We start from the raw sequence: 25,701 nt of genomic DNA, 5'->3' as shown, positions 1-25,701 counted from the left end.
GGGGGTGCAACCCCGTCTTGCCAGGCGAGTTACCGAACTCTCTAAAAATAGGGAAGTTATTTATGATCAAACCCTAACTTATTTGATGTCCGTTCCTTAGCGATTGTCGCAAACGTGACGGCTTGAAGTTTCCGAGTTGCCATAATCTTCAGATTCGGTGACTATTTTAGGCAACATATCTGCCATGCCTTCTCCGCATTTTTTCATCGCTTGAATTGCCGGGTCGTTTGCCATCTCAAGAGCAAAGGCCATTGCTTTGCTTTGCGCTTGGTCGCGATTGCCGGCACGGCACAGTGCCGTTATTTCGGCATCGATCGATTGGCCGCGTTCGGAAAGCCGTTCCATCGCTGAAGAATCAATTTGACCGAAACATTCTTGCATCTTAAGGCCCTGTTGCATCATTTGCTGCATTTGCGCTTCGGTCATATTACCGAATTGAGCATGACTTGATATCGGCAAGAATGCGAATGCCGCAAGATAAATTAGTGTTTTTTTAATCATGGTATAACCTCATTTAGTTAAGTTTTTCGTTTACTGTGAAAGTTCGTAGATTGAGACTCTTTATCTAATTTTTGATATGCAACACAATGCCGGTTTTGAAGAGGGTGCTGTTGTTCGATCGGCAGGCGTCGGCGGCAGGGCAGATTTTTGCTCCTCGGCAATTGCTGAGTTACATGGATGTAATGAATGCAGAAAATGCAGGAGCATTTTTCTGCCCTGCATTGCCCTAATACACGCCATCCATGGCGTAATGCAAAATCTGCATTCATGCCATTCCTGGCAATCAGATAGCCGCCGTCGAGCCTGCATGGACGTATTTACGGCGCCCTGTCGGGCGAATGACCGCACCCTCCGCCACTTCTCGCACTTTCATTTGTCGGGGCGATGGCCAGACCTTCATGATCGTTACGATGAAAAAACATAGTCATGGATTGGAAGTTAGTCAAAACTAAAGGTTTTCGTGCTTCGGGAGGATTTTGCGAAAATCGATGATAATATTATCGCAACCGAATTCGGTATTTAATTGTTTTATACTCCTGTTTTCATGATCTACCAATCTCCGTGGTGGCTAAAGACCGCCCATTTGCAAACCGTATATCCGGCTTTGTGCAGAAAGCCCGCAATAAATTTAAACATTAGACGTGAGAGGCTTAGGACGCCGGACAACGATTTCATCGATATCGATTTTTGCGGAGAAGGCCGTAGGCCTTTAGTCATACTATTACACGGACTGACCGGAAGTTCTCAATCCGGATATATAAAGGGTTTACAAACCGTTTTTTGGCAACAAGGATGGCGAAGCGCTGCACTGAATTTTCGCGGTTGTAGCGGCGAGCCGAATCAATTGGCTCGTTGTTATCATTCAGGCGATACCGAAGATATCGATTTCCTCTATCGAATCCTTCGCCAACGTGAGCCGGAGACGCCTTTGGCTGCAGTCGGATTCTCGTTGGGCGGTAATGTTTTGCTAAAATGGTTGGGCGAACAGGGTAGTAACGTGACGCTCTCGGCAGCGGTTGCCGTATCGGTGCCTTTGGTCTTGAATATTTGCGCGACAAAATTAGATAGCGGATTTTCTAAAATTTATCGCGACCGCTTATTATTGGAGTTGAAGGAATATCTCGATACGAAGCTCAACTATTTAGTGGGCATTGGGCGTCATGAAGAGGCCGACAAAATTCAACGCTTGGGCGATTTATCCTCGGTAAAATCGTTTTGGCAATATGATGACCGGGTTGTGGCCAGGCTGCATGGGTTCGAGGACGTTCATGATTATTACCGGCGCTCGAGTTCGAGGCAATATCTTAAAGCTATCCGGGTGCCGACCTTATTGATTCAAGCATTCGACGATCCTTTCATGACGCCGGCTGTATTGCCTAGTCTTGACGAGTTATCGCCGAACGTGATCTTGGAAGTCACTCCCGGAGGAGGGCATGTGGGCTTTGTGGAAGGTTGTAACCCTCTAAAACCTAAGTATTGGCTTGAGCGGCGCATCCCGCGTTTTATAGCCGAACAAGGTTTCTCTTAGAATTTGGTTGCCAATAATTTTCCTATTTTGATGTGGGGTAACAGAGCCCTCGACATCGCTCAAAGCTCAAATTTATCGCGAAATCCTGATTAAACTCATCGTAGATGAAAATTCGGCCTCGGGGTGCCCGTCAAAGGACGCCGTAAACCCAGCACCTAAATCCAGCACTTAAATTCCATAGGTCTTTGGCAATGATTTAAAATCATGGCTTATTTAGGTGCTGGGTAAATACGTCCATGTAGGCTCTATGCCAGCTCCATGCTGGCAAAGCCTTTGCAAGCGCCAAGGATGGCGTGAATGTCGATTTTGCATTACGCCATGGATGGCCTGTATTAGGGCAATGCAGGAGCAATTGCCGAGGAGCAAAAATCGACCGAGCACCCCGAGGCCTCCTCCGGCACTGCCGAAATTTGAAGTGCGAAAGGTATAAGAATTCGGTCATAAATAACTTCCCTATTTTTAATACGCGGTAAGCAGGTTCGGTTGCTCGATTGACAGGTGTCGGCGGCAGGGAAAGCCGCCGTCAAGCCTACACGGACGTATTCACCCAGCACCTAAATCCAGCACCTAAATTCCATAGCCCATTGGCTATGTTTAATATTATGGCTAATTTAGGTGCTGGATGAATTCCATAGTCCATTGAATATGGTTAACTATCTTGGATAATTTAGGTGCTGGGTTCACGGCGTCCTGTCAAGCGAGTTACCGAACCCGCTACAAGACTCATAGCTCCAGGAAGTTATTTTTCACGAAATCCTAACTTAGAGGTTGATCCCCATGTTGAAGGTTATTCAAATCCCGGTCTTGAACGACAATTATATCTACCTGGCAAAAGACGTTGAGTCCGGATTAACGGCGGTGGTCGATCCTGCTGTTGCAGGACCAGTGCTGGATGTCATAGCCGAACAGGGTTGGCGGCTCGATTTTATCTTAAATACACATCATCATGGCGATCATGTCGGTGGGAACCGCGAGCTTAAGAAGCAGACCGGGTGCCGGATTGTCGGTGCGAAAGCGGATAGACACCGCATTCCGGGAATCGATATCGAATTATCCGACGGCGGTCATTTTCATTTAGGAAAAACCGTTTTCCAAATAATCGAAACGCCGGGACATACTTTAGGTCATATCGTTTATTATTCGGCCGAGGACGGTATTTTGTTTTGCGGCGATACCTTGTTTGCGATGGGCTGTGGGCGTTTGTTCGAAGGCACTGCCGAACAAATGTGGCATTCCTTGCAAAAGTTAAGAGCATTGCCTTCTACGACACGCGTTTATTGTGCGCATGAATATACGTTGAATAACGGCCGTTTTGCATTGACGGTCGAACCCGATAATGCCGCGTTGCAACAAAGAATGGCCGACGTTCGTCGTATGAGAGAGTCGGATAAGCCTACTGTTCCTTTTTCGATCGATGATGAAGTGGCAACCAATCCTTTTTTTAGAGCGGATGTCGAAGCTTTGAAGACAGCTATCGCAATGGAAACACGACCGCCCCTGGCGGTATTTACGGAATTGAGATCGAGAAAAGACGTGTTTTGACGCCCGGGTCAATATTCGGTTGGTAAGCGTGCCGCCAATTCGTCCCACGCTATGACGACTTCCGGCAAGCTCCTCGATGATGTAGCGCCTTGCAATTCGAATATTTCCGGTTTTCCATATTTACTGTCGCATAAACGGTAAACGGTCAATATCCGATCGATCGGGTGAACTAGCCAATATTCTTTGACGCCAGAGCGTTCGTATAGGCTTAATTTTCGGATTTGGTCGTGGCCGGCAGTGGACGGCGACAAGACTTCGATGATCCAGTCCGGCGCCCCGAGTACGCCGCGGCGATCCAATTTGGCGGTATCGCATACGACGAACACGTCCGGTTGCACGACAGTGTCGATACGCTCGTCGGCTTCGTCATATTTCGGCAAGCGCACATCGACAGGTGCGATGAAGGGGCGGCACGTTTTACCTTTTAACGCCAAGCGAAGTTGAAAATATAGTTCTCCGGCAATATCCTGATGGGCCAAATCAGGCGCAGGAGCCATCATAAACGCCTCGCCGTCGATTAACTCGTAGCGTTGTTCCGTTTGCCAATTGACATAATCGGCATAACTATAACCATTGCTAGTCATGTTTCGGCGTAGGGGTGTCCATCAAAGGACGCCGTGAATACATCCATGTAGGCTCTATGACAGCATCCATGCTGTCAAAGCCTTTGCTGAACACCCCTGCGCCTCCATCGTCAATGCCGAAATTTGAAGTGCGAAAGGTATAAAATGATCGGATTTCTTTATTGCTAAATTCATCGGCTTTCTGTTGAAGGCTGGTTGAGTCCGGTTGTCGATTATATGGTCTTTCGTAGCGTAAATGCCGGATTTCGGAATATCCGTTTTTAGTAAGTACCCGGCTTGATGTATAGTTATACCTCAAAATCTTCTCATTACTGTGATTTTTTTAAATGGAGATAACAAATGCATAATGTCACTTTGATTAAAGGTGATGGTATCGGTCCTTCCATTATGGACCAAGCGGTTAAAATCATCGATGCTTCCGGCGCCAAAATTCATTGGGAAGAAGCCGATGCCGGCATGGCCGCGTTTAATAAATTCGGCACACCGATTCCCGATGCGACACTTGAGTCGATCGATAGAAACCGAGTGGCTTTTAAGGGACCTTTGACAACAGCAGTCAGCGAAGGCTTTAGAAGCATCAATGTCGAATTACGTAAGAAATACGATCTTTATGCGAATGTGCGTCCGGCGAAAAGCTGGGCCGGCGTACAGACCCGTTACAACGATATCGATATCGTGATCGTTAGGGAAAATACCGAAGGATTGTATGCCGGACTCGAGCATTATCTCACCAGCAAAAGAGACATAGCCGAAAGTCTGGCCGTTGTAACCCGGCAGGGTTCCGAGCGTATCGTCGAATACGCATTCAAATACGCGCGGGACAATAACCGCAAGAAAGTTACGGTCTGCCATAAGGCCAATATTTTGAAATACACGCAAGGCCTATTCTTGGAAACGGCAAAGGAAGTCGCCACGCGTTATCCCGATATCGAATTCGATAGCAAGATCATCGATGCAACTTGCATGCACATGGTCATGAATCCCCAGCAATTCGATGTCGTCGTTACTACGAATATGTTCGGCGACATTTTGTCCGATTTGACCGCCGGCTTGGTAGGCGGTCTCGGTTTGATTCCGGGTGCGAACATTGGTGCCGATGCAGCCTTGTTCGAAGCGGTTCACGGCAGCGCGCCGGATATTGCCGATAAGAATATTGCCAATCCGACGGCCGTGATCATGGCAGGAGTCATGATGCTGGATCACTTGCATGAACATGAGGCGGCTAACAAAGTGAAAACGGCTTTGGAGAAAGTCATTGCCGAAGGCAAATATGTGACACCTGACCTGAATCCCAATGCCGGTGTCGGCACCGATGTCATGGGTCAGGCGATCATCGACGCGATGGCCTAAACCTTCTTACTCCCTTTATATTCAAAAAATGGCTAACTTTATGAATGTATGAGGTGTGGCTAGCGAGTATGTCGGCAGCAGGGCAGATTTTGCTCCTGCAAAATCTGCATTTACGCCATCCTTGGCGTTCGATCGCTGCCGTCAAGCCTCCATGGATGGGTTTACCCTGCACCTAAATGATCCCAGATAGTTAATTATAGCCAATGGACTATGGGATTTAGGTGCTGGGTGAACTGCGGTCCTCGATAGGCACATCCCATACCTTTTATTCTTAGACGGTTTTTCGATCAAAAGGGAGTAGGTATATTTCGAGCCGGAACAATCCTGAAGCAGGGATCGTTGAAGGATGATGCCGAGGGATTTTGAGTCAAGATTATGGTCGGGGTTGGGTTGCATAATTCTCCCGCTCTAACCCAATCCTCATTCAATCGATTACTTTTACCAATCGCCCTGCCGTTTACCCAATATTAACTGATTTTAAGGTTTCACTATGTTGCAAGAATACCGTAAACATGTCGAGGAACGATCTGCCGAAGGCGTCGTTCCCAAACCGTTGAATGCCGAGCAAGTTGCGAGCCTCGTCGAATTGATCAAAAATCCGCCGGCCGGCGAGGAAGCATTTTTGCTGGATTTATTGGCAAACCGCATTCCGGCCGGCGTCGATGAAGCCGCCTATGTCAAGGCCGGATTTCTAACGGCAATCGCAAAGGCAGAAGTCGTGTCGCCCGTATTAACGCGGGAACAAGCGGTCGAGTTATTAGGAACGATGCTCGGCGGCTACAATGTCGCGCCGTTGATCGAATTGCTCGATAACGCCGAGCTGGCGCCGATTGCCGCAAAAGGGCTTTCGCATACCCTATTGGTCTTCGATGCCTTCCACGATGTCAAGGAAAAAGCCGATGCCGGTAATGCCTTCGCGAAACAGGTCTTGAATTCTTGGGCAGAAGCCGAATGGTTCACGAGCAAACCCGAAGTCCCCGAAAAACTGACCGTGACCGTGTTCAAGGTCGTCGGAGAAACCAATACCGACGATCTGTCGCCGGCGCCCGATGCTTGGTCGCGTCCGGACATTCCTCTGCATGCGAAGGCAATGCTGAAAATGCCGCGCGAAGGCATCAACAACGCCGAACGGCAAATCGAGGAACTGAAGCAAAAAGGCTTTCCGGTCGCCTATGTCGGCGATGTCGTCGGTACCGGATCGTCGCGCAAATCGGCGACGAACTCGGTGTTATGGTTTACCGGCCGCGACATTCCTTACGTGCCGAACAAGCGCGAAGGCGGCGTCTGTATCGGCGGTAAAATCGCTCCGATCTTCTTCAACACGATGGAAGATTCCGGCGCGCTGCCCTTCGAATGCGACGTCAGCAACATGAACATGGGCGATGTGATCGACATCTATCCTTATCAAGGAGTGGTTAAACGGTATAATAGTGACGAAGTCATTGCCGAGTTTTCATTGAAAACCGAAGTGATACTCGACGAAGTTCGGGCGGGCGGGCGGATTCCTTTGATTATTGGTCGCGGCTTGACCGATCGTGCGCGTAAGGCTTTGAATTTGCCGCCATCGACTGTATTCAAACGCCCGGTCGATCCTGCCGATTCGGGCAAAGGCTTTACGCTCGCTCAAAAAATCGTCGGTAAAGCTTGCGGCGTTAAGGGTATTAGACCGGATAATTACTGCGAGCCACACATGACGACGGTAGGTTCGCAGGATACCACCGGGCCGATGACGCGAGACGAATTGAAAGATTTAGCTTGTCTCGGATTTTCGGCCGATCTGGTTCTGCAATCGTTTTGTCATACCGCGGCCTATCCGAAACCGGTCGATGTCGAAATGCAGCATACCTTGCCCGATTTCATCATGAATCGCGGCGGCGTGTCATTGCGGCCCGGCGACGGCATCATTCATTCGTGGTTGAACCGCATGCTGCTGCCCGATACGGTCGGAACCGGCGGCGATTCGCATACGCGTTTCCCAATCGGTATTTCATTTCCGGCCGGCTCCGGGCTGGTCGCTTTCGCTGCAGCGACCGGCGTGATGCCGCTCGATATGCCGGAGTCGGTGCTGGTGCGTTTTACCGGCGAAATGCAGCCAGGTATTACGTTACGCGATCTTGTCAATGCGATTCCGTATGCGGCGATACAAAAAGGTTTGTTAACGGTTGAAAAGAAAGGCAAGAAAAACGTCTTTTCTGGGCGGATTCTCGAAATCGAAGGTTTGCCTGATTTGAAGGTCGAGCAAGCCTTCGAATTGTCGGATGCGTCGGCCGAGCGTTCGGCGGGCGGCTGCACGATTCGCCTGAGCGAAGCGCCGATCCGCGAATATCTGAATTCGAATATCACGCTGCTTAAATGGATGTTGTCGGAAGGCTACGGCGATGCGCGTACAATTAGTCGCCGCATCAAGACGATGGAAGAGTGGCTGGCAAATCCCGTGTTGCTCGAACCCGATGCCGATGCCGAATATTTTGAAACGATCGAAATCGATATGACCGAAATTAAGGAACCGCTGCTCGCGTGTCCGAACGATCCTGACGATGTTAAGCCGTTATCGGAAGTCGCCGGGACAAAGATCGACGAGGTGTTTGTCGGTTCCTGCATGACCAATATCGGCCATTTCCGTGCGGCCGGTAAATTACTCGATAAGCATAAGGAGCAATTACCGACCAAGCTCTGGATGTCGCCGCCAACCAAAATGGATCAGTCGCAACTGACCGAGGAAGGCTATTATGGCATTTTCGGCCGTTCCGGTGCGCGTATGGAAATGCCGGGCTGTTCGCTGTGCATGGGTAATCAGGCGCGAGTCGCCGATAACGCAACCGTCGTATCGACATCGACACGAAATTTTCCTAATCGTTTAGGTAACGGCGCGAATGTGTTTTTGGCTTCAGCGGAACTGGCGGCCGTCTGTTCGATACTCGGACGAATTCCGACTATCGATGAATACATGCAATACGCGCAAACGATCGACGATACCGCGAGCGACACTTACCGCTATTTGAATTTCGATCGGCTTGACAGCTACCGGGAAAAAGCTGAAACGATTGAATTGAGCGATTAATTTTTGATTAGGATTTGGTCTAAAATTACTTCCTCCAAGTGGTTTTCACGCCCCGCGTGGGAACCCGGCTAGGGACGCTCCGGCATCCCGAATCGCTCTGCGATGTCAGTGCACTGGTTCTTCTTGGCTCGACATTTATACCGAGCTTTTATCCTCACAGATTCTTTGTTAAACCCGACAAGGAAAATTAACAGGCGATCATCATGTCAAAAGATACCTTAACAATTACTGACAATTCGACCGGAAACGAAGTCGAATATCCATTGCTGAAAGGTACCCTCGGAAACCCTACCGTCGATGTTAGAGCATTGAAAAACGATCTGGGTTATTTTACGTTCGACCCAGGTTTTGTGTCGACTGCAAGTTGTAAAAGTGCAATCACTTACATCGATGGAGAGCAAGGCATTTTGTTGTATCGCGGGTATCCTATCGAGGAATTGGCTGAAAACTGCAGCTTTTTGGAAGTGGCTTATCTATTGATTCATGGCGAACTGCCTAACGAGCAAGAACTCAATCATTTTAAATTCGAAATTGATGACAGAGCCGTATTACACGAATCGCTGCGCGTTTTTTTCGACGGATTTCATTACGATGCCCATCCTATGGCGATGATGGTCGGTGTCGTCGGTTCGTTATCGGCGTTCTATCATAGTGATTTGGATATTTCCGATCCGGATAATCGCTACATTTGCGCGACCCGAATGATTGCAAAGATTCCTGCCATTGCTGCTGCTTGTTACAGGCATTCAATTGGCGCGCCGTTCGTTTATCCCCGTGTCGATTTGGATTATTGTGAGAATTTTTTGAATATGATGTTCTCGCGCCCCGAAAAACGTTTTTTAGAGCAAGCGCGTTCGATTGATGAAACTGCAGTCAAGGCATTGAATCTATTGTTTATTTTGCATGCCGATCACGAGCAAAATGCGAGCACGTCGACGGTCCGACTGGCCGGAAGTACAGGAGCTAATCCTTATGCCTGCATAGCGGCCGGTATTGCCGCGTTGTGGGGCCCTGCGCATGGTGGAGCGAATGAGGCGGTGTTGAGCATGCTTAAGGAAATCGGTACGGTGGAGCGAATACCGGAATACATCGCCAAAGCAAAGGATAAGGATGATCCGTTCCGCTTGATGGGCTTCGGTCACCGTGTTTATAAAAATTTCGATCCGCGCGCGACGATTATTCGTCAAACCTGTCATGAGGTGTTGAGACAATCTTGCCAGCCCGACCCACTTTTTGATTTGGCGATGGCATTGGAAGAATATGCCTTGCAAGACGATTATTTCATCGAGAAAAAGCTTTATCCCAATGTCGATTTTTATTCCGGCATCATCTACAAAGCGTTGGGTATTCCAGTTGATATGTTTACCGTGATGTTCACGATAGCACGCACTGCCGGATGGGTCGCGCATTGGTTGGAAATGACCGGAGATACCGGTAATGTTATTGGGCGGCCGAGGCAATTATATGTCGGTCCTTCGCAGAGGGAGGTGATGCCTTTACATAGACGTTAGATTTTTCTTATCGTTGGCAAAGAATTTTAGCGGCATTGTCGAGCCATGAGTGACTTAACCCATGTTTTGATAGGCTATGTTCGCGTTAGCAGTTGAAACGGTTCTCTTTCCTACTACTCCCTTTTGATTGAAAAACCGCCTAAGAATAAAAGGTATGAGATGTGTCTATCGAGGAACGCCGTGAACCCGTCCATGGGGGGCTTGACGGCAGCGCTCGAACGCCAAGGATGGCGTGAATGCAGATTTTGCATGGAGCAAAAATCTGCCCTGCTGCCGACATCCTCGCTAGCCACACCCCATACCTTCATAAAGTTAGCTAATTTTTGAGTATAAAGGGAGTAGTTGAGGGACTGGCATAGCCTTTTCCGCCCCCCCCCCGTTACCTCAATACGCTAATGCTGATACTTGAAATGCGAAAGATATAAAGATTATCGGTTCATGCACGGTAATTGCGGCGCTCTTGTGTTCTCGAGTGATGTAAAAAAGCAGGCATGGGAATTGCTTTAATAATGCCTGGGAAAACTGCCTAAAATCCATTTTAGTTAAGAGGATTCTTTTTAGTGGAAAAGGGTCCAAAAAAGACGTGGATTCGATTCTCACGATTAATACGCATTTATTCAAGTCAACAACGGCTCATGAGTACGACAAACGAAACTTCCGCAAAACACTCGGTTATCACCGCAACAAAAAAAATTGTCTACATAATCATTGCTTTGTCGGGCATCGGCTTCATTTTATGGTTGGATAGCTGGTTCATGAATCACGCCGACATGCCGAAGCTTGGTAGAGATATGAGTTACGGCTTGTTGTTTATCGTCGGCTTTCTCACCAGCTTTCATTGTGTCGGCATGTGTGGTCCGTTGATCATCGGTTACACGGCCAAAAGCACCGCGAAAGGGCACAAGGCACACGGGGCGCATATTCTATATGGGATAGGTAAAACGTTGTCGTATACCTCGATCGGCGCTTTGTTCGGCGCGTTTGGAGCGGTTGTCGCCTTTACGCCTTATACGCAGGGAGCGGTCGGCGTCGCTGCCGGGATTTTTTTGATATTGTTCGGATTGCACATGCTGGATTGGTTTCCGTCGTTGAGTCACTTTCGTATCAAAACTCCCGGTTTTGTGATGCGTTTTATCGGCAAGGAATACCGCAAACACAGTAACCCGTTCATCATCGGTTTATTGAACGGTTTGATGATCATATGCGGTCCTTTGCAAGCGATGTATGTCATGGCAGCCGGCACAGGCAGTTGGACCGAAGGCGCGGTATTGTTGTTTTTTTTCGGCCTCGGCACACTGCCGTTATTGATGGGATTCGGCTTTCTGACCAGTCTATTGTCGGTGAGTTTAACGCCGAAATTATTGAAGGCATCCGGTGTAATCGTGATGGCCTTGGGTGCGATTATGTTGAATCGAGGTTTGGCAGTTACCGGTACCGGCATGGATTTCAATACAATGCTGGCGCGGGCGTCGCTGCATTTTTCACCGGTCGTTGCCGAGACTCAAGAATTTCCCTCCGAACAGATTATTCATATGGATGTGTTAAGAAGCGGTTATTCGCCGAATCAATTTACCTTGCGCAAAGGCATTCCGGTCAAATGGGTAATCGACAGTAAGGAATTGACGCCATGCAACAACGCGATCGTCGTGCCTCAATACGGATTGGAAATCAAGCTGCAGCAAGGCGAGCAAGCGATTGAGTTTACGCCGCCGGAAAGCGGGGTCGTGCCGTGGAGTTGTTGGATGGGCATGATCCCCGGAGCGTTTATCGTCGTGGATCAGGCGGTTCCTACTGAAGCCGGTCGAGGAAGAATGTCGGTAATTTATGTATCGCTGCGTCAAAATATGGCGTCGATTTGGCATAAAGTAAAGCAAATGTTTGCGGCCGACGGACAAAATCAATAATTTAGGCGGAATTGCATTAATAACTTGAATCCCAGAATCAATAAACGCAGTCGTTGCGGTTTTTACAAGGAGTTCATTGTTTTGGGGTGCGTGAAATAACCTATTGATGTGTGAAATAACCTATTGTGTGTGAAATGCCTGATTAAAATGGGATATACCCTATTGAATTGTTTCGTTCCCCGCGGACAAGTTTCAAAGTTAGAAGTTTATAAACATTAGGATTTCGTGATAAATAACGTCCTAGAGCTATGCGCTTTGTTGAGGGTTCGGTAATTTGCTCGGCAGGACGCGGTGAATACGTCCATGTAGGCTTGATGGCGGCGACTGATTGCCAAGGATGGCATGAATGCAGCAATTCCCAGTTTGAGAAATTTCTCCGTGTTCAGGGTGCGGGGTATGCCTGTCGAGGAACGCCGTAAACCCATCCATGGGGGCTTGGCGGCGGCTCCCTGCCGCCGACACCTGCCAATCGAGCAGCCAAACCTTCCGTAAAATAAGGAAGTTATTTGCGACTAAATCCTTAGCGGATAAAAATCGTTTAGCAAGAAAGAGTAATTTCATTAAATGTCTAGTATTGATAGGCAAGATAATGGATGTCCGTTTGTCGTTGCTTAATTGCTTGTGGTATGAATATTGTATTGTTTCATAATCCATATTCTGTTGAGTTAATTAAGATGAAGTTTAGAAAATCCATTTCCGCAAATTTGGTCGCTATACCCGTAACGCTTATGGTTTCTCAATCGTTATTGGCCCAAGAGGCGGATAACGACGAAGAGACGCAGCCGAAAAAAGAAACCGTCGAACTGGAACGCATGGAAGTTCGCGGTGAAATCATTCGTCCAAATATGACGGGTGTTCTGCCCGAACAGGGCGGTATTAATGATGCTGCGCATTTGCTGATGCGTGTGCCGGGTGGTAATGTCAACGGGCTCGGCCCGTTGTCCGGAATAGCCCAATATCGGGGATTGTTCGGCGACAGAGTCAATGTCGATTTTAAAGGCATGAACTACAAACCGGCCTGTACTAATTCCATGGATGCACCGTTGAGCCATGTGCCGGCGGCAATGACCAGCCTGTTGAAAGTGTACCGCGGTATCGCACCCGTGAGCAGCGGCATCGAGACCATCGGCGGCGCGATCGTTCAGGAAACCAAACGCCCGGAGTTTACTGAAGATGGCGAGTTGTTCGATTGGACCGGTAAATTTTCGGCAGGCTATAATAGTGCCAACGACGGCTGGTATGGCGCCTTATATAATGGCGTGGCGACCGAGAATCATCGTTTACATGCATACGGAAGTAAGGAATTCGGTAACGATTTCAGATATCCGGGCGGTAAAAACGTGCCTACCCGCCATGACCGCGAAGCGGCCGAAGTCGGCTACGGCTTCCGTTACGAAGAGCATGTCGTCGATGTCGATTTTAACTATAACCATACCCGTCCGACCGGTACACCTGCGTTGCCGATGGATATCATTCTATCCGAAGGCGGCATATTGACCACGAGCTATTCGGGACGAATCAGCGATGTTGTCGGCATCAAAGCGGCTTATAATTACCAAGATATTCGGCATACGATGAATAACTTTAGCCTGAGGCGGCCGCCGGTTACCGGAAAACGTTTGTCGACCAATGAAGCGGACGGTTTCGGTTACCGACTGGCGATCGATTTTCCGCTATTGTCGGGTCTAATGACGGTCGGGGCCGACGGAGATAATGCCAATCATGATGCATTGGTGACAAATCCAGATGCGCCGAATTTTTTCATTCAGAATTTTCATGGCGCCGAGCGAGATCGTTACGGCTTTTTTGCTGAATGGAATGTTTCGCCGGTTCAAGATTGGACTGTTGAGTTGGGTGCTCGCGTCAATCACATCGAAATGTATAGTCGCAATATTTCGACGAGCATGACATCAATTCCGAATCCAGTCATGCGCGGACATTGGCAAAGCATTGTTAACGACTTTAATAATCAGAGTCGTGAAAAAACCGATTTCAATTATGATTTGACGGGTATTATTCGCCACAACTTGACGGATGAATTGGAAGTGGAATTGGGCTTCGCCCGAAAGACTCGTTCACCGAGTTATCAGGAACGCTACCTATGGGCACCGTTCGAAGCGACCGGTGGCTTGGCAGATGGCTATCGCTATATAGGCGATTTGAACGTGCGTCCTGAAAAATCCTATCAAGGCGAATTAGGCATTACTTGGCGAAAAGGTTCGTTTTATTTTGCGCCGCGGGCATTTTATCGTTACGTTGACGATTATATTCAAGGCGTGCGCGCTACCAATGCATCGGCCATTGCCATATCTAATGCGCAAGATGCTGCGGCCGGGATTCCGCCGGCTCAAAGAAATCCTTTATTGCAATATGCGAATATCGATGCGATTCTTTATGGGACCGATGTCGAAGCCGGTTTCCGGTTCATGGACAACTGGCGAGTCGACGGCATGATCAGTTATGTCAAGGGCGACCGGGCCGATGCCGACGATAATCTTTACCGTATCGCGCCCCTAAATGGTTTGGTTTCATTGTTTTATGACGACGAGAGATGGAGTCTTGGAACTGAGGTCGTCGGTTATTGGCGTCAAGGGGACGTTTCGAAGTTTAATGAAGAGCCTAAAACATCCGGTTATGCATTATGGAATATTCGCGGCCAGGCGGAGCTCTATAAAGGATTACAGGTCGGCGCGGGTGTCGAAAACCTGCTCGATAAAGAATATCGTGTGCATCTGAATGGCTTGAACCGCGCCGCGAATAATATCGAAAACGGTACGAACATCGGCGACCGCTTGCCCGGCATTGGTCGTAATGTTTATGTAACGTTGACTTATGAATGGTAAGCATAATATCTGTATTTCAACCGTTCGGCTTCTATAGATATAGCACTTCGAAATAGCGGGGAAGCGCAGCGAATATTCTTGTTATACCTTTCGCACTTCAAATTTCTGCAGCACCTAAGGAGGCACCGGGGTGCTCGACAAAGGCTTTGCCAGCATGGATGCTGGCATAGAAGCCTACATGGATGTATTCATGGCGTCCTTTGACGGGCCCCCGTTGCCGAATTTTGATCTACGATGAGTATTATCTTCTGTTTGTCCAGGTTTAGGGGTAGATGAGCCGCTTCTTATTCAATTTAAAAATCGGCTCTATAGGATTTTCCGTGATAACATATAATGATAATCATTCGCAAAATCAGAATAGATTTAAGGTGCTGATAAAAAAGTTATTTTTCATTGCCATAGTCATGTCAAAACACTTTTATGTCTTCCCCCACGGGGAATACGGAAGAGCCTAAAAATCATCGACGAGATTCGTGTTCCGTAAAATAAATTTCAAGGTTATCCCTATTGTGAGTACATTTCGAATAATTAAACTTCGTCACGGGGTAATGCTGCTTGCCAGCTTACTGTTTTCTGCATCGGCCGCCGCGCAACGAGCCGTCGATCAAGCCTTGCAGGAACAACTTTCCGCGCAGCAACAAGGCGCTCAAGTTCAAAAACGCATCGATAAACTGGACGATCAGACTCAAGCCATGCTTGACGAATATCGCAACGGAGCCGTTCGACTGGAGGATTTATCGGCATACGTCGCACAAATGGCGCGATTGGTCGACGATCAAAAAGCCGAAATGCATAGAAAAGAAACCCAAATGCGCGATATCGTCGAGATGCAGCAGCAGATCGTGCCGTTTCTACAACGCATGATCGATGTGCTGGATGAATTCGTTAGCCTGGATACGCCTTTTCTGCTTGATGAACGCTTGCAACGCCTGCAGCAATTAAAGCAAATGATGCACCGCTCCGACGTCTCGGTGACCGAAAAATATCGGCGCATCATGGAAGCTTACCGTGTCGAGGCCGAGTATGGGCATAACTTGGAATCCTATCAAGGCACCTTGAACGGCGAAGGCGAGCCTCGCTCGGTCGAATTTTTACGGCTGGGTCGGGTCGGTTTATATTATTTGACGCTCAAGGGTGACGAAGGCGGTTTCTGGTTGCCGTCGGAACAAAAATGGATAGCGCTCGATGCGGCGCAACTGGATTCGCTCGAGAAGGCGATTCGCGTTGCGAAAAAACAAACGCCGCCCGATTTGCTGATGCTGCCTGTCGTAGCGCCGGAGGTTAAGCCATGAAGAGGCTGAATTGGTTTTTAGTTTTGCTTCTTTTGTGGGCGAATGGCTCGGTTCATGCTGCCTCGACCTTAGACGAATTGGTGAGTAAGGTTCGAAGAGAGGCTGCCAAGGATATTCGTTTCGATCAAGAACGCGAACGTGTTTTCATTCAGGAGCGCGATCGGCAGCAAGCCAAACTGAATAAACTGCGTAATGAATTGGCCGTCGCCGATCAAAAGGCGGAGAAACTGCGGAGTTCGTTTCAAGAAAACGAAAACAAGCTGGCCGAGATGGACGGGCAAATCGCTTCTCAAGCCGGTGAGTTGAACGAATTATTCGCGATGGTTCAGCAAAATGCGGCCGAAATCGGCTCGTTGCTGGACCGTTCGATGATTTCGGCGCAATATCGGGATCGAGGCGAGTTTCTGAATAAGATCATTCAACGCGAATCGGCGGTGTCGATGGAAACCTTGCAAAGCCTCTGGCTGGTTTTGATCGATGAAATGCATGAAACCGGCAAGGTCACGCGCTTCACCGGTCCGGTTATTACTTTGGACGGCGAGGAAAAACAGCAAACCGTAACGCGTATCGGCGCGTTCAATGCCGTGTCGGAAGGCAAGTTTCTGCGTTTCTTACCGGACGGGCATAAATTGGTCGAACTCGCCCGGCAGCCCGCGCCGCGACACCAGCGTATGGCTTTCGAATTGGAGCAAGCCCAGGACGGTTGGCGAATGATGGCGGTCGATCCGTCGAAAGGCGCGATTTTAGCCTTGTTGGTGGAATCGCCTGACTTGATCGAACGAATCAATCAGAGCGGTGCGATCGGTTATTTGATACTGGCGATCGGCGTCGCGGGCTTTTTAATCGTGTTATGGCGCGGTGCGGTTCTGTCGATGGCGTGGCTGCGTATCAAAGGCCAATTGCTTAAGGAAGAGAATCTCGACAATAATCCGTTGGGCCGGCTCAGAAACAGCATCGTTTCGGTACAGGCCAGAAGCAGCGAGATTCTGGCCGCGCGTCTCGACGAGGTGGTAGGGCAGGAAAGCAGCCGCTTGTTTTTCGGTTTGACGGCACTGACGGTATTTGCTGCGGTTACGCCATTGATGGGCTTGCTCGGTACCGTGATCGGCATGATCGAAACCTTTCAATCGATTTCGTTATTCGGTACCGGCGATCCGAAATTGATGGCCGGCGGTATTTCTTATGCCTTAGTCACGACGCAGCTCGGCTTGGCCGTTGCGATTCCGTTGTTGTTGCTGCAAAGTTTCTTGCATGCCCAGGCCAATCGTATCGTCGAAATGCTCGATCAACAAAGTACCCGATTGTTTGAACAGCACGAAACTTCTTTGCCGGAGAGTTAACGACCATGGAAAAGGTACTGAGTTTTTTCGATCAAGGCGGCGGTTTGCTTTGGGCGATTCTCGTGGTATCAGTCTTGATGTGGACCTTGATATTGGAACGGTACTGGTTTTTTTATTTTCAATTGCCGCGTTTGCAGGCCGAATTATTGGATTATTGGCGAAATCGTTCGGCCTCGAGACATTTTTGCCAGCAACGCTTGAAGGAAGGCTTGGCTTCTCAATTTTTTTCGCAAGTGTTTCGGGGGCTCAAGACGGTCGATATCTTGACGCAGATATTACCGTTGCTGGGTTTGCTCGGTACCGTATCTGGGATGATCAAGGTCTTCGAAGTGATCAATGCGTTCGGCGCCGGTAATGCGCGTGGCATGGCCGCAGGCATATCGGAAGCGCTAATCACGACGATGGCGGGCTTGATTACGGCCTTGTCGGGCCTGTTTTTTGCCGCCAATCTCGAGTCCCGCGCCAGACGCGCGCGCGAGCAATTTACTTCGCAATTACTCCCTTTTGATTGAAAAACCGTCTAAGAATAAAAGGTATGGGGTGTGTCTATCGAGGACCGCCGTAAACCCATCCGAGGGGGCTTGACGGCAGCGTTCGAGCGCCAGGGATGGCGTGAATGCAGATTTTGCAGGAGCAAAAATCTGCCCTGCTGCCGACATCCTCGCTAGCCACACCCCATACCTTCATAAAGTTAACTAATTTTTGAGTATAAAGGGAGTAACCGAATGATGAGAGCACGCTAATGCAACGACAACATACTCGTCCGCCGAGTTTCGGAGCTGGGCTCAATGTGACGCCGCTGATCGATATGGTGTTTATTCTATTGATTTTTTTTGCGGTCAATTCGTCGTTCGTCAAGGAAACCGGTGTCGAGGTCGACCGCCCGACGGCGCAGACCGCCGAACGCCAGGATCAGGCCGGCATTTTGATTGCCGTAACCAAAGACGGCGAAGTCTGGATCGAACAACAACAAGTCGACGTACGCGCGGTGCGCGGTCATGTTGAGCGCTTGCACGCCGAAGCGCCGGAGGCCTCGGCTCTGATTCTGGCCGACAAACGTTCCGAAACCGGACTCGTCATGCAAGTCTTGGATCAGGCGCGACTGGCTGGAATCGCTCGCGTCGCGGTGGCAGCGACCGAAGAGTTATGAGGCTGGCGCTGACATTCACGGCTGCATCGGCGATCAACCTGCTGCTGTTTTGGATCATGATCCAATTGGTGGCCGCCGAACAAGATAAGCAATGGATTCGAACCACCGATTCGGCGTTTTTCGACTTTATCCGGCAAAGGCCGGAGCCGGAGGCGCTTTCGCGCTCGCCGAGGACAACGCCGCCGAAACCCGAGCTGCAACAGCCTGAAACACTTTCCGAGCCAATGCCTCAGCAACGTCCTCCTTCCTCGGATTTGCGGGCCTTGCCGATGCCGGTACCGGCTTTGAGAGTCGATGTGCCGGCAAGTCCTCGGATGAATGTCAGGGGCCCATCTTTGCCGGCCGTGATCAGCGGCGGGCAAAGCAAGTCAGGAAAACTTGGAAGCATTCCGGGAACAGGGCGGGGCTCCGCTTCGGCTGCACCGTCTTTCATCATGGCCGATGAGTTGACAGCCATATCGCGTATTCAACCTAACTATCCTGATCGATTACGCTTTCGCCGGGTCGAGGGCGAAGTCCTCCTTGAATTTACGGTGACGACCGAAGGGACCGTGACCGATCCGGTCGTAATCAACAGTAAGCCTTCCGGTGCTTTCGATCGTTCGGCATTGCGTGCCGTACGCCGCTGGCGTTTTCAGCCGCGTCGCGACGATCAGGGTAATCCGGTGCCGGTGCGCGCTCGGCAACTTTTTGCATTTACGTTGAATTAATGAATAAACAAACTTATTTTCGATTGCTTAAGACCGGTTTTTTAGTTGGGCTGACTCTGTTTGGCGCGCTGGCGGTTCAAGCCAAGGAAAAGGCCGTCAGCGAAGAGACTTTCAAGGTCCTCAAAGAAGCCGACGCGGCATTACGGAAAGGCCAATCCGAGCAAGCCTTGCGTCAATTGAGAACAATCCAAAGCAAGACTGCCGACAAATCCTACGATCATGCTGTCGTTCAGCAATATCTGGCTTATGCCTATTCCGGAGCGAACGATTTTAGGGGGGCCAGGCAAGCCGCTAACGCGGCTTTAAACAGTAAACTGCTCGACGCCGATGCGGAGCATGGATTGCGTAACATTGCCGGTCAAGCGGCTTTTCATTTGGAAGCTTACCGGGAGAGCGTGACGCATTTGGAGCGGTGGCTGCAAAGAGAACCGAAAGCCGATGCGGATAGTTATTATATGGTGGCCTATGCCGCCTATCGTGCGAACATGTCCCGTTCGGCAATCCGTCATTTAGAAAGAGCCGTGGCCCTAAAAAAGTCGCCTCCGTCCGAGTGGATTCAATTGTTATTGTCGCTTTATGTCGATCGCAAAGATTTTGCGAAAGCCGAGCCTCTCGTTAAACGCTTGATCGCCGATTCGCCTAACAAGCTTCAATGGTGGCAATATCTAAGCGGTCTCTACACCCAACAAAATCGCCATGACCGGGCTATATCCACGATGATGCTGGCTTATTATATCGGTGAAGTCCGGCAAGAAGACGTTTTGAATTTAGTGAAATTCCATGCGCAACAAGGTTATCCGTCTAAGGCAGCCCGATTGCTGGAAACGGAAATCGAGAATAAGCGGATGCCTCGCAATTATGAAAACTTGAAGCTCTTGTTCGGTTGCTGGCAATTGGCGCGAGAACACGATAGAGCCCGCCGGATTTTGACCGAGGCAGCGGCGCTGTCCCCTAACGGCGAGGATTATATGTTGTCCGGACGTATTGCAATGCAACGCGGCGATTGGGCGTTAGCCAAGCAGGCGTTTCAAAAAAGCTTGCGCAAAGGCGGCTTGAAGCGCAAGGCGCATGTGCGTTTGTGGTTGGGTATTGCGGCCCTCAAGTCTCAAGATGAAGCGCTGGCTCGTCAGTCGTTGGAGGCGGTGCTGAATGTGGCCGATGTCAAACAAGAAGCAGCCTATTGGTTGAAGCGTATGGAGCGCGGAGAAAAACGGCATAAACATCATGAACGGGGAGAGGGGTTGGGGGAGTCTTGAAATAGGTGAAAGGTGAAAGGTGAAAGGTGAAAGGTGAAAGGTGAAAGGTGAAAGGTGAAAGGTGAAAGGTGAAAGGTGAAAGGTGAAAGGTGAAAGGTGAAAGGTGAAAGGTGAAAGGTGAAAGGTGAAAGGTGAAAGGTGAAAGGTGAAAGGTGAAAGGTGAAAGGTGAAAGGTGAAAGGTGAAAGGTGAAAGGTGAAAGGTGAAAGGTGAAAGGTGAAAGGTGAAAGGTGAAAGGTGAAAGGTGAAAGGTGAAAGGTGAAAGGTGAAATCGGCGCTTGACAAATGATTTAAATACTGCATTATTTTTACCGTTTACCGTTTACCGTTTACCGTTTACCGTTTACCGTTTACCGTTTACCGTTTACCGTTTACCGTTTACCGTTTACCGTTTACCGTTTACCGCTTAGCTAAGTTCTGACAACTAAACCGCTGCCCAGCGAATTGCGATACGCTGAAACCGACGGTAGCAGTGCCAGTACAAAAGAGACCGCTAAAATTCCAAGTAAATATTGGAATGTAAGCGGCGTAAATGGATTGATGCCGATAAATAGGCCGTATTGTTCGCTGAGTTCCGTGCGCGCAGTCAATAGAGCAATGCAAAGGGCCGTACTGCCGACTAGGATTCCGGTTACTGTGATAACCAAGGCTTCGATTTCGATTAAGAAAAACAATGATCCGGCATGCGCGCCGATTGCGCGTAACACCGCCATTTCGCGTTCGCGTTCTTTCATCGAGGCCAACAGCATCGTCGACAGTCCCATAAGCGTTGCAAACAATACCAGTATCGAAATCAATCGCAGAATGTTTTCGAGCGCTCCTATCATTTGCCACAGTTCCATCAACGTGATGCCCGGCATGATGCCGACTAAGGCTTCGTCTCGGTAGTTATTGATTTCCCGTTGCAGTGAAAACAACGAGATTTTCGAGTTTAAACCAACCATGAAGGCGGTTATTGATTTCGGCGTTAAATCATGTTTGAGCGCGTCTTCGGCGCCAATCGAACTGCCCGGTATGTGCACACCGCCTTGCCAATCGATATGTATCGCTTCGATGCCCGCCAAGCTAACATAAACGGCTTGGTCGACCGGCGTCCCGGTCGGGGCGAGAATGCCGGTCACAATAAACGGTTTGTCGTCGTGTTTGCTGAAGCCGACTTTAGCGACGCCATGCGCCAGCGTTATCGATTGGCCGGGTTGGTAGTCTAGCGTTTTGGCGACTTGTGCACCGACTACCGCTTCGTAGACGCCATCGAAGGCGCGGCCCGATTTAAATGCCAGGTTTTGCTTTTGCCCATAATGAAAATGCTCGAAAAAATCCCGGCTGGTACCTACCACGCGGTAGCCTTTATGCGAGTCGCCGAGCGAAATCGGAATACTCCAGGCCACTTCGGGTTTTTGCGAGAATTCCCGGTAGCTTTGCCAAGAGATATTGTTCGAAGCATTGCCGATATGAAATACCGAGTAAAGCAGCAAGTTCAAAGGGCCGGTGCGGGCACCGACGATTAGATCCACGCCCGAGACCGTTTTACTGAAACTGTTCTTGGCTTCGCTGCGAATATGTTCGACGCCAAGTAATAGAAAAACGCCGACCGCGATCGATAACACGGTCAGCGTTACGGTAAGTTTTCGGTTCCAAAGGCTGGCAATGGCCAGTTTTAACATCATGCTTTTGATTCTCCGGCTTGCATCAGGTCATGTAGGCTGATTTCTTGGTCGAAATAATGCCCCAGCGATTTATCATGACTGACAAAAATAACCGTGGTTCGATTCAGAGCGGCCGATTCGAGTAAAACGCGCATGAATTCATCGCGCGTATCGCTGTCCAAAGAAGATGTCGGTTCGTCCGCGATAATCAATTCGGGATGGTTGATCAAGGCTCTAGCAACAGCGACGCGCTGCTGTTGGCCGACACTCAATTGACCGGCTTTGCGGGTAAGAATCGATCGGTCGAGGCCCAAGCGTTGGGTCAAGGCGCTAATTTCATTATGATTGGCGTCATGACGGTTACCGAACTTGACGGCTAGATTGATGTTTGCCTCAACAGAAAGGTAGGGCAATAGATTAAACTGCTGAAAAATAACGCCGATATGGCGGGCACGGAAACGGTCGCGGGCCATGCCGCCGATTTTTGTTAAGTCGGTGTCGAGCACTTTGATGTGTCCGCTTGTCGGAACGAGTATACCGCTAATCAGGCTGAGTAAGGTCGATTTGCCGGAGCCGGAAGCGCCGTGCAAAAAAATACGTCGGCCCGGTTCGACTCGCCACTCGGCAATCTTCAATACCGGCGCATGTCGTTTATGCCAACTGAAAGAGACGTTTTGGAGATCGAGTGCATAGTCAAAATCTGTCATGCGGGTGCGAGAGTGTGTTACTAAAAGCTATAATGTTACACGAAATCACTATAGGTTACTTTCCGATGAAAATAGTTCATACCTTGTTAAAACTCATCTTGTGCTTGGCGTTGGCGATGCCGGTTTTGTCGGTGTCGGCGGAAAGTTATAAGACCCTTGAATGGACCGACTTGATGCCGCAAAGCGATTTGGATGCCCTAATGAACGGACCGGAGATCACGCACGACACGCCGGAAATCCCGCTCGATTCGCAGATTTCGAATCAAGTGCGTCAAGCCATCGAGCAGGCGGCGGACAGTGCCTATCAAAAGGCTTTGGTTTCGACCGACGTGAGGCCGGAATTAAACGAAACTAAAGTTCGAATTCCGGGTTTTATGGTGCCTTTGGAGTTTAACGACAAACAGCAGGTTACCGAGTTTTTCGTGGTGCCGTATTTCGGGGCTTGTATCCATGTTCCGCCACCGCCGCCCAATCAGTTGATTCATGTCGTCTACCCGAAAGGCTTTAAGCTGGAAGATCTTTATATGCCGTTTTGGTTTCAAGGGGTATTGAATACCTCGCTATTTAGTAAGGATGTCGGCACCGGCAAGGCCGTATCCGCCTATTCGATGCAAGTCGCAACGATCGAAGATTACGAGGAAGAATAGGTTTTATTCGAGCGAAAAAATCGACGATTGATTGTTCAAGAGTGCCGTGCCTTGCCCTTTGCTACCGATCCAGCGAACTCGAATGGCTTCAAAGCCGGGAAAACGGTCGAATAGTTGAGTGCGGACAGAGTCGATGGCCGATGCGTTTTGGCACGATAGGGTATAAGTAGCATGAAATTCGGAATGTTCTTCCAGTTCGCCGTGTTCCGATCCTTCTTGATCCTCATCGTCGAAAGGTCCGCTGATATGCGTTTCGGCTGCGTGGCATTTGCCTTTTTCGAACGATGCAATGATGTCGACGTCATTCAATAACGCCAAAGCATTTTGCAATTCGAGTCGCTGCGCATCGTTTCGAGGCTTGTGCTCAAAGCCGATGAGATTAACCGCCGGAGATTCGAACTCGATTAGAACGGTATCGTTCTCGATGACAATATTCAGTTCGGCAATGCCATGAGTATGAGCTTCATGATGGCGCTTTTCAGCCAAAGTTGCACCGGAAAATAGGCAAAGCGACAGGAATAGGATTAAGAATCGGCTTTTCATAGTCAATATTGTTTTGGGATAAACGAAATGATTTAAGCGGATGCGTGGCTCGCTTGGCTTACTCTAGGAGGGTTATGTTATATCATGCGTGTTTCCAAGCAATCAATTACCGGCAAGCGGTACCAAAAATGCAGCCAAGAACGGATAGAAGTAAATCAAACGAATATAAACGCGGTGGCAATACTTGCGTTCGGGAAAATTAGGATTTTCAAAAAGTAAATTCGTTTAGCTGACTTTTTGTCGCGAACAAAATAAGTCACGAAGCCCATTTGAAAGACTATGACAAAGATTTTATCAAACGTTCGATACAAAAACGCCCGTTAGAAACGGGCGTTTTTTTAATCGGACTTAAGCAGGTGTTACGTTCTCTGCTTGAGGGCCTTTTTGACCTTGGCTCACTTCCATCGTGACCTTTTGGCCTTCACGCAAAGTTTTCCGGCCGGTGCCGTTAATTGCGCTGTGGTGAACGAAGACATCTTTGCCGCCTTCTTGTTCAATAAATCCAAAACCTTTTTCATCATTGAACCACTTAACGGTACCTGTAACTAACTCGGACATAACACTCTCTTTTACTTGTAATGTGCCATACCAGGATGGCGTTGAAATAAACGGTTCTTATAATATAGCCGGCTTATCAGGAAAGCAATTTAAATTTCAGTCTACGTGACAAATTATTATCAACTCTACTATTGGATTAAGAAATCAACTTGCAGAAATTGGCTGGAATTTGAAGTGCGAACGCTATGAATGGAGAAAATGAGAAGTGGCTTGCAATTTTGAATGTTACATTATAACATTTCATTGGCGATTTGATATTGCTGCAGCAATTCCTCATTCTTATTTTTATTGGGAGCCTTTAAACATGAAAAGCTTAAAACTCTTTTCGATCGGCCTTTTGGCCGTTTTTATGAGTTCGAATGCATTGGCGCATTCGGATATCGAACTGACCTTGCAGAACAATAAAATCATTGTCGATCCGCACAATGAAGCGATGCTGGCCGGCGGTTATAAATTATTTGAAGCCGACTTTGGTGAATTCCTCAATCCTTACGGAACCGACGATCCGGGGTTCAATGGTTTCGGTTTAGTTAGCAATAGTCTAATTTGGTACCAAGTCGAAAACACTTTGAAAAAATGGGATGTACTTTCTTCGAGCTGGCTTTCCACAGGTTTTAATGAACAAATTGAGATTGAGAAAGCCTCGATAACCAACATTGTTTCTGCAACCAATGGCCTTGGTGATCAGGGTTTTATCGGATCTGTAAGCGCCAGCGGCGGTCTGCATACCCATGTCGATTTCCAAATCAGTTCCGCCGGTGGCGGCAATCCGGACGATGGTGCATATTTGTTAGAGTTATCGCTATTCGATACGCATAACGATGATGCGTTGACGCCCATCAGTTTAATTTCCGATAAATTCTTTTTGGCGTTTCACCTGAATGAAGGCGGGACCTTCGGACACGAGGCATTCGAGCAAGCAATCGCTGCAGTTCCAGTCCCCGCAGCGGTTTGGCTATTCGGATCGGGTTTGGCGCTATTGGGATTCGGTCGCCGGAAAATCATGGCTGCTTGAGCTTAAGTTTTCCT

The 25,701-nt window shown here is 48.9% G+C and carries 24 protein-coding genes; 17 read left to right on the top strand and 7 right to left on the bottom strand.

Annotation, left to right across the window (positions count from 1 at the left end; translation table 11 throughout):
• Window positions 1–96 precede the first annotated feature (96 nt).
• A complete protein-coding gene (locus tag ACINK7_RS15495; RefSeq protein ID WP_404356587.1) occupies window positions 97–501 on the bottom strand; it encodes a hypothetical protein in 405 nt (134 codons plus the stop codon).
• 86 nt (window positions 502–587) lie between these two features.
• Between ACINK7_RS15495 and ACINK7_RS15490 the strand changes: the two genes are divergently transcribed.
• The 3 genes from ACINK7_RS15490 to gloB all read left to right on the top strand — a co-directional run bounded on the left by ACINK7_RS15490 (window position 588) and on the right by gloB (window position 3,571).
• A complete protein-coding gene (locus tag ACINK7_RS15490) occupies window positions 588–731 on the top strand; it encodes a hypothetical protein (protein ID WP_404356585.1) in 144 nt (47 codons plus the stop codon).
• 314 nt (window positions 732–1,045) lie between these two features.
• Window positions 1,046–2,029, top strand: coding sequence for a hydrolase (locus ACINK7_RS15485; protein WP_404356584.1), 984 nt, complete (start codon window positions 1,046–1,048; stop codon window positions 2,027–2,029).
• A 777-nt stretch (window positions 2,030–2,806) separates the two neighbouring features.
• Complete coding sequence (gene gloB / locus ACINK7_RS15480) at window positions 2,807–3,571, top strand: hydroxyacylglutathione hydrolase (RefSeq protein ID WP_404356582.1); 765 nt, start codon at window positions 2,807–2,809, stop codon at window positions 3,569–3,571.
• Between the two features lie 8 nt (window positions 3,572–3,579).
• On the opposite strand, the gene ACINK7_RS15475 is transcribed toward gloB, so the two are convergent.
• Window positions 3,580–4,155: a Uma2 family endonuclease gene (locus tag ACINK7_RS15475; protein WP_404356580.1), complete on the bottom strand. Its 576-nt coding sequence runs from the start codon at window positions 4,153–4,155 to the stop codon at window positions 3,580–3,582.
• A 339-nt stretch (window positions 4,156–4,494) separates the two neighbouring features.
• Here ACINK7_RS15475 and ACINK7_RS15470 point away from each other — a divergent pair, with 339 nt between their 5' ends.
• From ACINK7_RS15470 to ACINK7_RS15455, 4 genes are all read left to right on the top strand, one after another.
• Window positions 4,495–5,505 (top strand): isocitrate/isopropylmalate dehydrogenase family protein, encoded by a 1,011-nt coding sequence (locus ACINK7_RS15470; RefSeq protein ID WP_404356578.1) that lies wholly within the window; start codon window positions 4,495–4,497, stop codon window positions 5,503–5,505.
• Window positions 5,506–5,995: 490 nt separating this feature from the next.
• Window positions 5,996–8,566 carry a bifunctional aconitate hydratase 2/2-methylisocitrate dehydratase gene (acnB, locus tag ACINK7_RS15465; RefSeq protein WP_404356576.1) on the top strand — a complete coding sequence of 857 codons (2,571 nt, stop codon included), beginning with the start codon at window positions 5,996–5,998 and terminating at the stop codon, window positions 8,564–8,566.
• A gap of 203 nt (window positions 8,567–8,769) precedes the next feature.
• On the top strand, window positions 8,770–10,077 hold the full coding sequence (locus ACINK7_RS15460; protein WP_404356574.1) for a citrate synthase: 1,308 nt from the start codon (window positions 8,770–8,772) through the stop codon (window positions 10,075–10,077).
• A gap of 635 nt (window positions 10,078–10,712) precedes the next feature.
• Window positions 10,713–11,981, top strand: coding sequence for a sulfite exporter TauE/SafE family protein (locus tag ACINK7_RS15455; RefSeq protein ID WP_404356572.1), 1,269 nt, complete (start codon window positions 10,713–10,715; stop codon window positions 11,979–11,981).
• Window positions 11,982–12,227: 246 nt separating this feature from the next.
• On the opposite strand, the gene ACINK7_RS15450 is transcribed toward ACINK7_RS15455, so the two are convergent.
• Window positions 12,228–12,635 carry a hypothetical protein gene (locus ACINK7_RS15450; RefSeq protein ID WP_404356570.1) on the bottom strand — a complete coding sequence of 136 codons (408 nt, stop codon included), beginning with the start codon at window positions 12,633–12,635 and terminating at the stop codon, window positions 12,228–12,230.
• 74 nt (window positions 12,636–12,709) lie between these two features.
• Between ACINK7_RS15450 and ACINK7_RS15445 the strand changes: the two genes are divergently transcribed.
• The 8 genes from ACINK7_RS15445 to ACINK7_RS15410 all read left to right on the top strand — a co-directional run bounded on the left by ACINK7_RS15445 (window position 12,710) and on the right by ACINK7_RS15410 (window position 20,981).
• Window positions 12,710–14,824, top strand: a complete 2,115-nt coding sequence (locus ACINK7_RS15445) for a TonB-dependent receptor plug domain-containing protein (RefSeq protein ID WP_404356568.1) — start codon at window positions 12,710–12,712, stop codon at window positions 14,822–14,824.
• 548 nt (window positions 14,825–15,372) lie between these two features.
• A complete protein-coding gene (locus ACINK7_RS15440; protein WP_404356566.1) occupies window positions 15,373–16,116 on the top strand; it encodes a DUF3450 domain-containing protein in 744 nt (247 codons plus the stop codon).
• The gene (locus ACINK7_RS15435) at window positions 16,113–17,456 is read left to right on the top strand and encodes a MotA/TolQ/ExbB proton channel family protein (protein WP_404356564.1); all 1,344 of its coding nucleotides are present in this window, start codon (window positions 16,113–16,115) and stop codon (window positions 17,454–17,456) included. Before ACINK7_RS15440 ends, ACINK7_RS15435 begins: the two co-directional genes overlap by 4 nt.
• A 5-nt stretch (window positions 17,457–17,461) precedes the next feature.
• On the top strand, window positions 17,462–17,968 hold the full coding sequence (locus ACINK7_RS15430) for a MotA/TolQ/ExbB proton channel family protein (protein ID WP_404356562.1): 507 nt from the start codon (window positions 17,462–17,464) through the stop codon (window positions 17,966–17,968).
• Window positions 17,969–18,198: 230 nt separating this feature from the next.
• Window positions 18,199–18,606, top strand: a complete 408-nt coding sequence (locus ACINK7_RS15425; protein ID WP_404356560.1) for an ExbD/TolR family protein — start codon at window positions 18,199–18,201, stop codon at window positions 18,604–18,606.
• On the top strand, window positions 18,603–19,316 hold the full coding sequence (locus ACINK7_RS15420) for a TonB family protein (RefSeq protein ID WP_404356558.1): 714 nt from the start codon (window positions 18,603–18,605) through the stop codon (window positions 19,314–19,316). The genes ACINK7_RS15425 and ACINK7_RS15420 overlap by 4 nt, the downstream gene beginning before the upstream one ends.
• A complete protein-coding gene (locus ACINK7_RS15415; protein ID WP_404356556.1) occupies window positions 19,316–20,572 on the top strand; it encodes a tetratricopeptide repeat protein in 1,257 nt (418 codons plus the stop codon). The genes ACINK7_RS15420 and ACINK7_RS15415 overlap by 1 nt, the downstream gene beginning before the upstream one ends.
• 277 nt (window positions 20,573–20,849) lie before the next feature.
• Complete coding sequence (locus ACINK7_RS15410; RefSeq protein ID WP_404356554.1) at window positions 20,850–20,981, top strand: hypothetical protein; 132 nt, start codon at window positions 20,850–20,852, stop codon at window positions 20,979–20,981.
• Here ACINK7_RS15410 and ACINK7_RS15405 read toward each other — a convergent pair whose 3' ends face one another.
• Window positions 20,982–22,238, bottom strand: coding sequence for an ABC transporter permease (locus ACINK7_RS15405; RefSeq protein WP_404356552.1), 1,257 nt, complete (start codon window positions 22,236–22,238; stop codon window positions 20,982–20,984).
• Window positions 22,235–22,924: an ABC transporter ATP-binding protein gene (locus ACINK7_RS15400; RefSeq protein ID WP_404356550.1), complete on the bottom strand. Its 690-nt coding sequence runs from the start codon at window positions 22,922–22,924 to the stop codon at window positions 22,235–22,237. The genes ACINK7_RS15405 and ACINK7_RS15400 overlap by 4 nt, the downstream gene beginning before the upstream one ends.
• Before the next feature lie 65 nt (window positions 22,925–22,989).
• Here ACINK7_RS15400 and ACINK7_RS15395 point away from each other — a divergent pair, with 65 nt between their 5' ends.
• Entirely contained in the window at window positions 22,990–23,571 is a 582-nt protein-coding gene (locus tag ACINK7_RS15395) for a DUF3299 domain-containing protein (RefSeq protein WP_404356548.1), read from the top strand.
• A gap of 3 nt (window positions 23,572–23,574) precedes the next feature.
• On the opposite strand, the gene ACINK7_RS15390 is transcribed toward ACINK7_RS15395, so the two are convergent.
• Window positions 23,575–24,114, bottom strand: coding sequence for a DUF2796 domain-containing protein (locus tag ACINK7_RS15390; RefSeq protein WP_404356546.1), 540 nt, complete (start codon window positions 24,112–24,114; stop codon window positions 23,575–23,577).
• A 348-nt stretch (window positions 24,115–24,462) separates the two neighbouring features.
• The gene (locus ACINK7_RS15385) at window positions 24,463–24,672 is read right to left on the bottom strand and encodes a cold-shock protein (protein WP_014149441.1); all 210 of its coding nucleotides are present in this window, start codon (window positions 24,670–24,672) and stop codon (window positions 24,463–24,465) included.
• A gap of 304 nt (window positions 24,673–24,976) precedes the next feature.
• Here ACINK7_RS15385 and ACINK7_RS15380 point away from each other — a divergent pair, with 304 nt between their 5' ends.
• Entirely contained in the window at window positions 24,977–25,687 is a 711-nt protein-coding gene (locus ACINK7_RS15380; protein ID WP_404356543.1) for a hypothetical protein, read from the top strand.
• Window positions 25,688–25,701 lie beyond the last annotated feature (14 nt).

Origin of the sequence: Methylotuvimicrobium sp. KM1, from assembly GCF_044788715.1 — a bacterium.
Classification (GTDB): Bacteria; Pseudomonadota; Gammaproteobacteria; order Methylococcales; family Methylomonadaceae; genus Methylotuvimicrobium.
The sequence above is the reverse complement of the archived record's forward strand: the minus strand, read 5'-3'. Positions and strand labels throughout refer to the sequence as shown.

Bases quoted from the DNA above. Each gene is read 5' to 3' on its own strand.
- ACINK7_RS15430 (WP_404356562.1), top strand. From the start codon at position 17,462: ATGGAAAAGGTACTGAGTTTTTTCGATCAAGGCGGCGGTTTGCTTTGG.
- ACINK7_RS15475 (WP_404356580.1), bottom strand. From the start codon at position 4,155: ATGACTAGCAATGGTTATAGTTATGCCGATTATGTCAATTGGCAAACG.
- ACINK7_RS15395 (WP_404356548.1), top strand. From the start codon at position 22,990: ATGAAAATAGTTCATACCTTGTTAAAACTCATCTTGTGCTTGGCGTTG.
- ACINK7_RS15380 (WP_404356543.1), top strand. From the start codon at position 24,977: ATGAAAAGCTTAAAACTCTTTTCGATCGGCCTTTTGGCCGTTTTTATG.
- ACINK7_RS15495 (WP_404356587.1), bottom strand. From the start codon at position 501: ATGATTAAAAAAACACTAATTTATCTTGCGGCATTCGCATTCTTGCCG.
- ACINK7_RS15385 (WP_014149441.1), bottom strand. From the start codon at position 24,672: ATGTCCGAGTTAGTTACAGGTACCGTTAAGTGGTTCAATGATGAAAAA.
- ACINK7_RS15425 (WP_404356560.1), top strand. From the start codon at position 18,199: ATGCAACGACAACATACTCGTCCGCCGAGTTTCGGAGCTGGGCTCAAT.
- ACINK7_RS15390 (WP_404356546.1), bottom strand. From the start codon at position 24,114: ATGAAAAGCCGATTCTTAATCCTATTCCTGTCGCTTTGCCTATTTTCC.
- ACINK7_RS15455 (WP_404356572.1), top strand. From the start codon at position 10,713: ATGAGTACGACAAACGAAACTTCCGCAAAACACTCGGTTATCACCGCA.
- ACINK7_RS15415 (WP_404356556.1), top strand. From the start codon at position 19,316: ATGAATAAACAAACTTATTTTCGATTGCTTAAGACCGGTTTTTTAGTT.
- ACINK7_RS15435 (WP_404356564.1), top strand. From the start codon at position 16,113: ATGAAGAGGCTGAATTGGTTTTTAGTTTTGCTTCTTTTGTGGGCGAAT.
- ACINK7_RS15460 (WP_404356574.1), top strand. From the start codon at position 8,770: ATGTCAAAAGATACCTTAACAATTACTGACAATTCGACCGGAAACGAA.
- ACINK7_RS15485 (WP_404356584.1), top strand. From the start codon at position 1,046: ATGATCTACCAATCTCCGTGGTGGCTAAAGACCGCCCATTTGCAAACC.
- ACINK7_RS15490 (WP_404356585.1), top strand. From the start codon at position 588: ATGCCGGTTTTGAAGAGGGTGCTGTTGTTCGATCGGCAGGCGTCGGCG.
- ACINK7_RS15450 (WP_404356570.1), bottom strand. From the start codon at position 12,635: ATGGATTATGAAACAATACAATATTCATACCACAAGCAATTAAGCAAC.
- ACINK7_RS15445 (WP_404356568.1), top strand. From the start codon at position 12,710: ATGGTTTCTCAATCGTTATTGGCCCAAGAGGCGGATAACGACGAAGAG.
- gloB (WP_404356582.1), top strand. From the start codon at position 2,807: ATGTTGAAGGTTATTCAAATCCCGGTCTTGAACGACAATTATATCTAC.
- ACINK7_RS15420 (WP_404356558.1), top strand. From the start codon at position 18,603: ATGAGGCTGGCGCTGACATTCACGGCTGCATCGGCGATCAACCTGCTG.
- ACINK7_RS15440 (WP_404356566.1), top strand. From the start codon at position 15,373: ATGCTGCTTGCCAGCTTACTGTTTTCTGCATCGGCCGCCGCGCAACGA.
- ACINK7_RS15470 (WP_404356578.1), top strand. From the start codon at position 4,495: ATGCATAATGTCACTTTGATTAAAGGTGATGGTATCGGTCCTTCCATT.
- ACINK7_RS15405 (WP_404356552.1), bottom strand. From the start codon at position 22,238: ATGATGTTAAAACTGGCCATTGCCAGCCTTTGGAACCGAAAACTTACC.
- ACINK7_RS15400 (WP_404356550.1), bottom strand. From the start codon at position 22,924: ATGACAGATTTTGACTATGCACTCGATCTCCAAAACGTCTCTTTCAGT.
- acnB (WP_404356576.1), top strand. From the start codon at position 5,996: ATGTTGCAAGAATACCGTAAACATGTCGAGGAACGATCTGCCGAAGGC.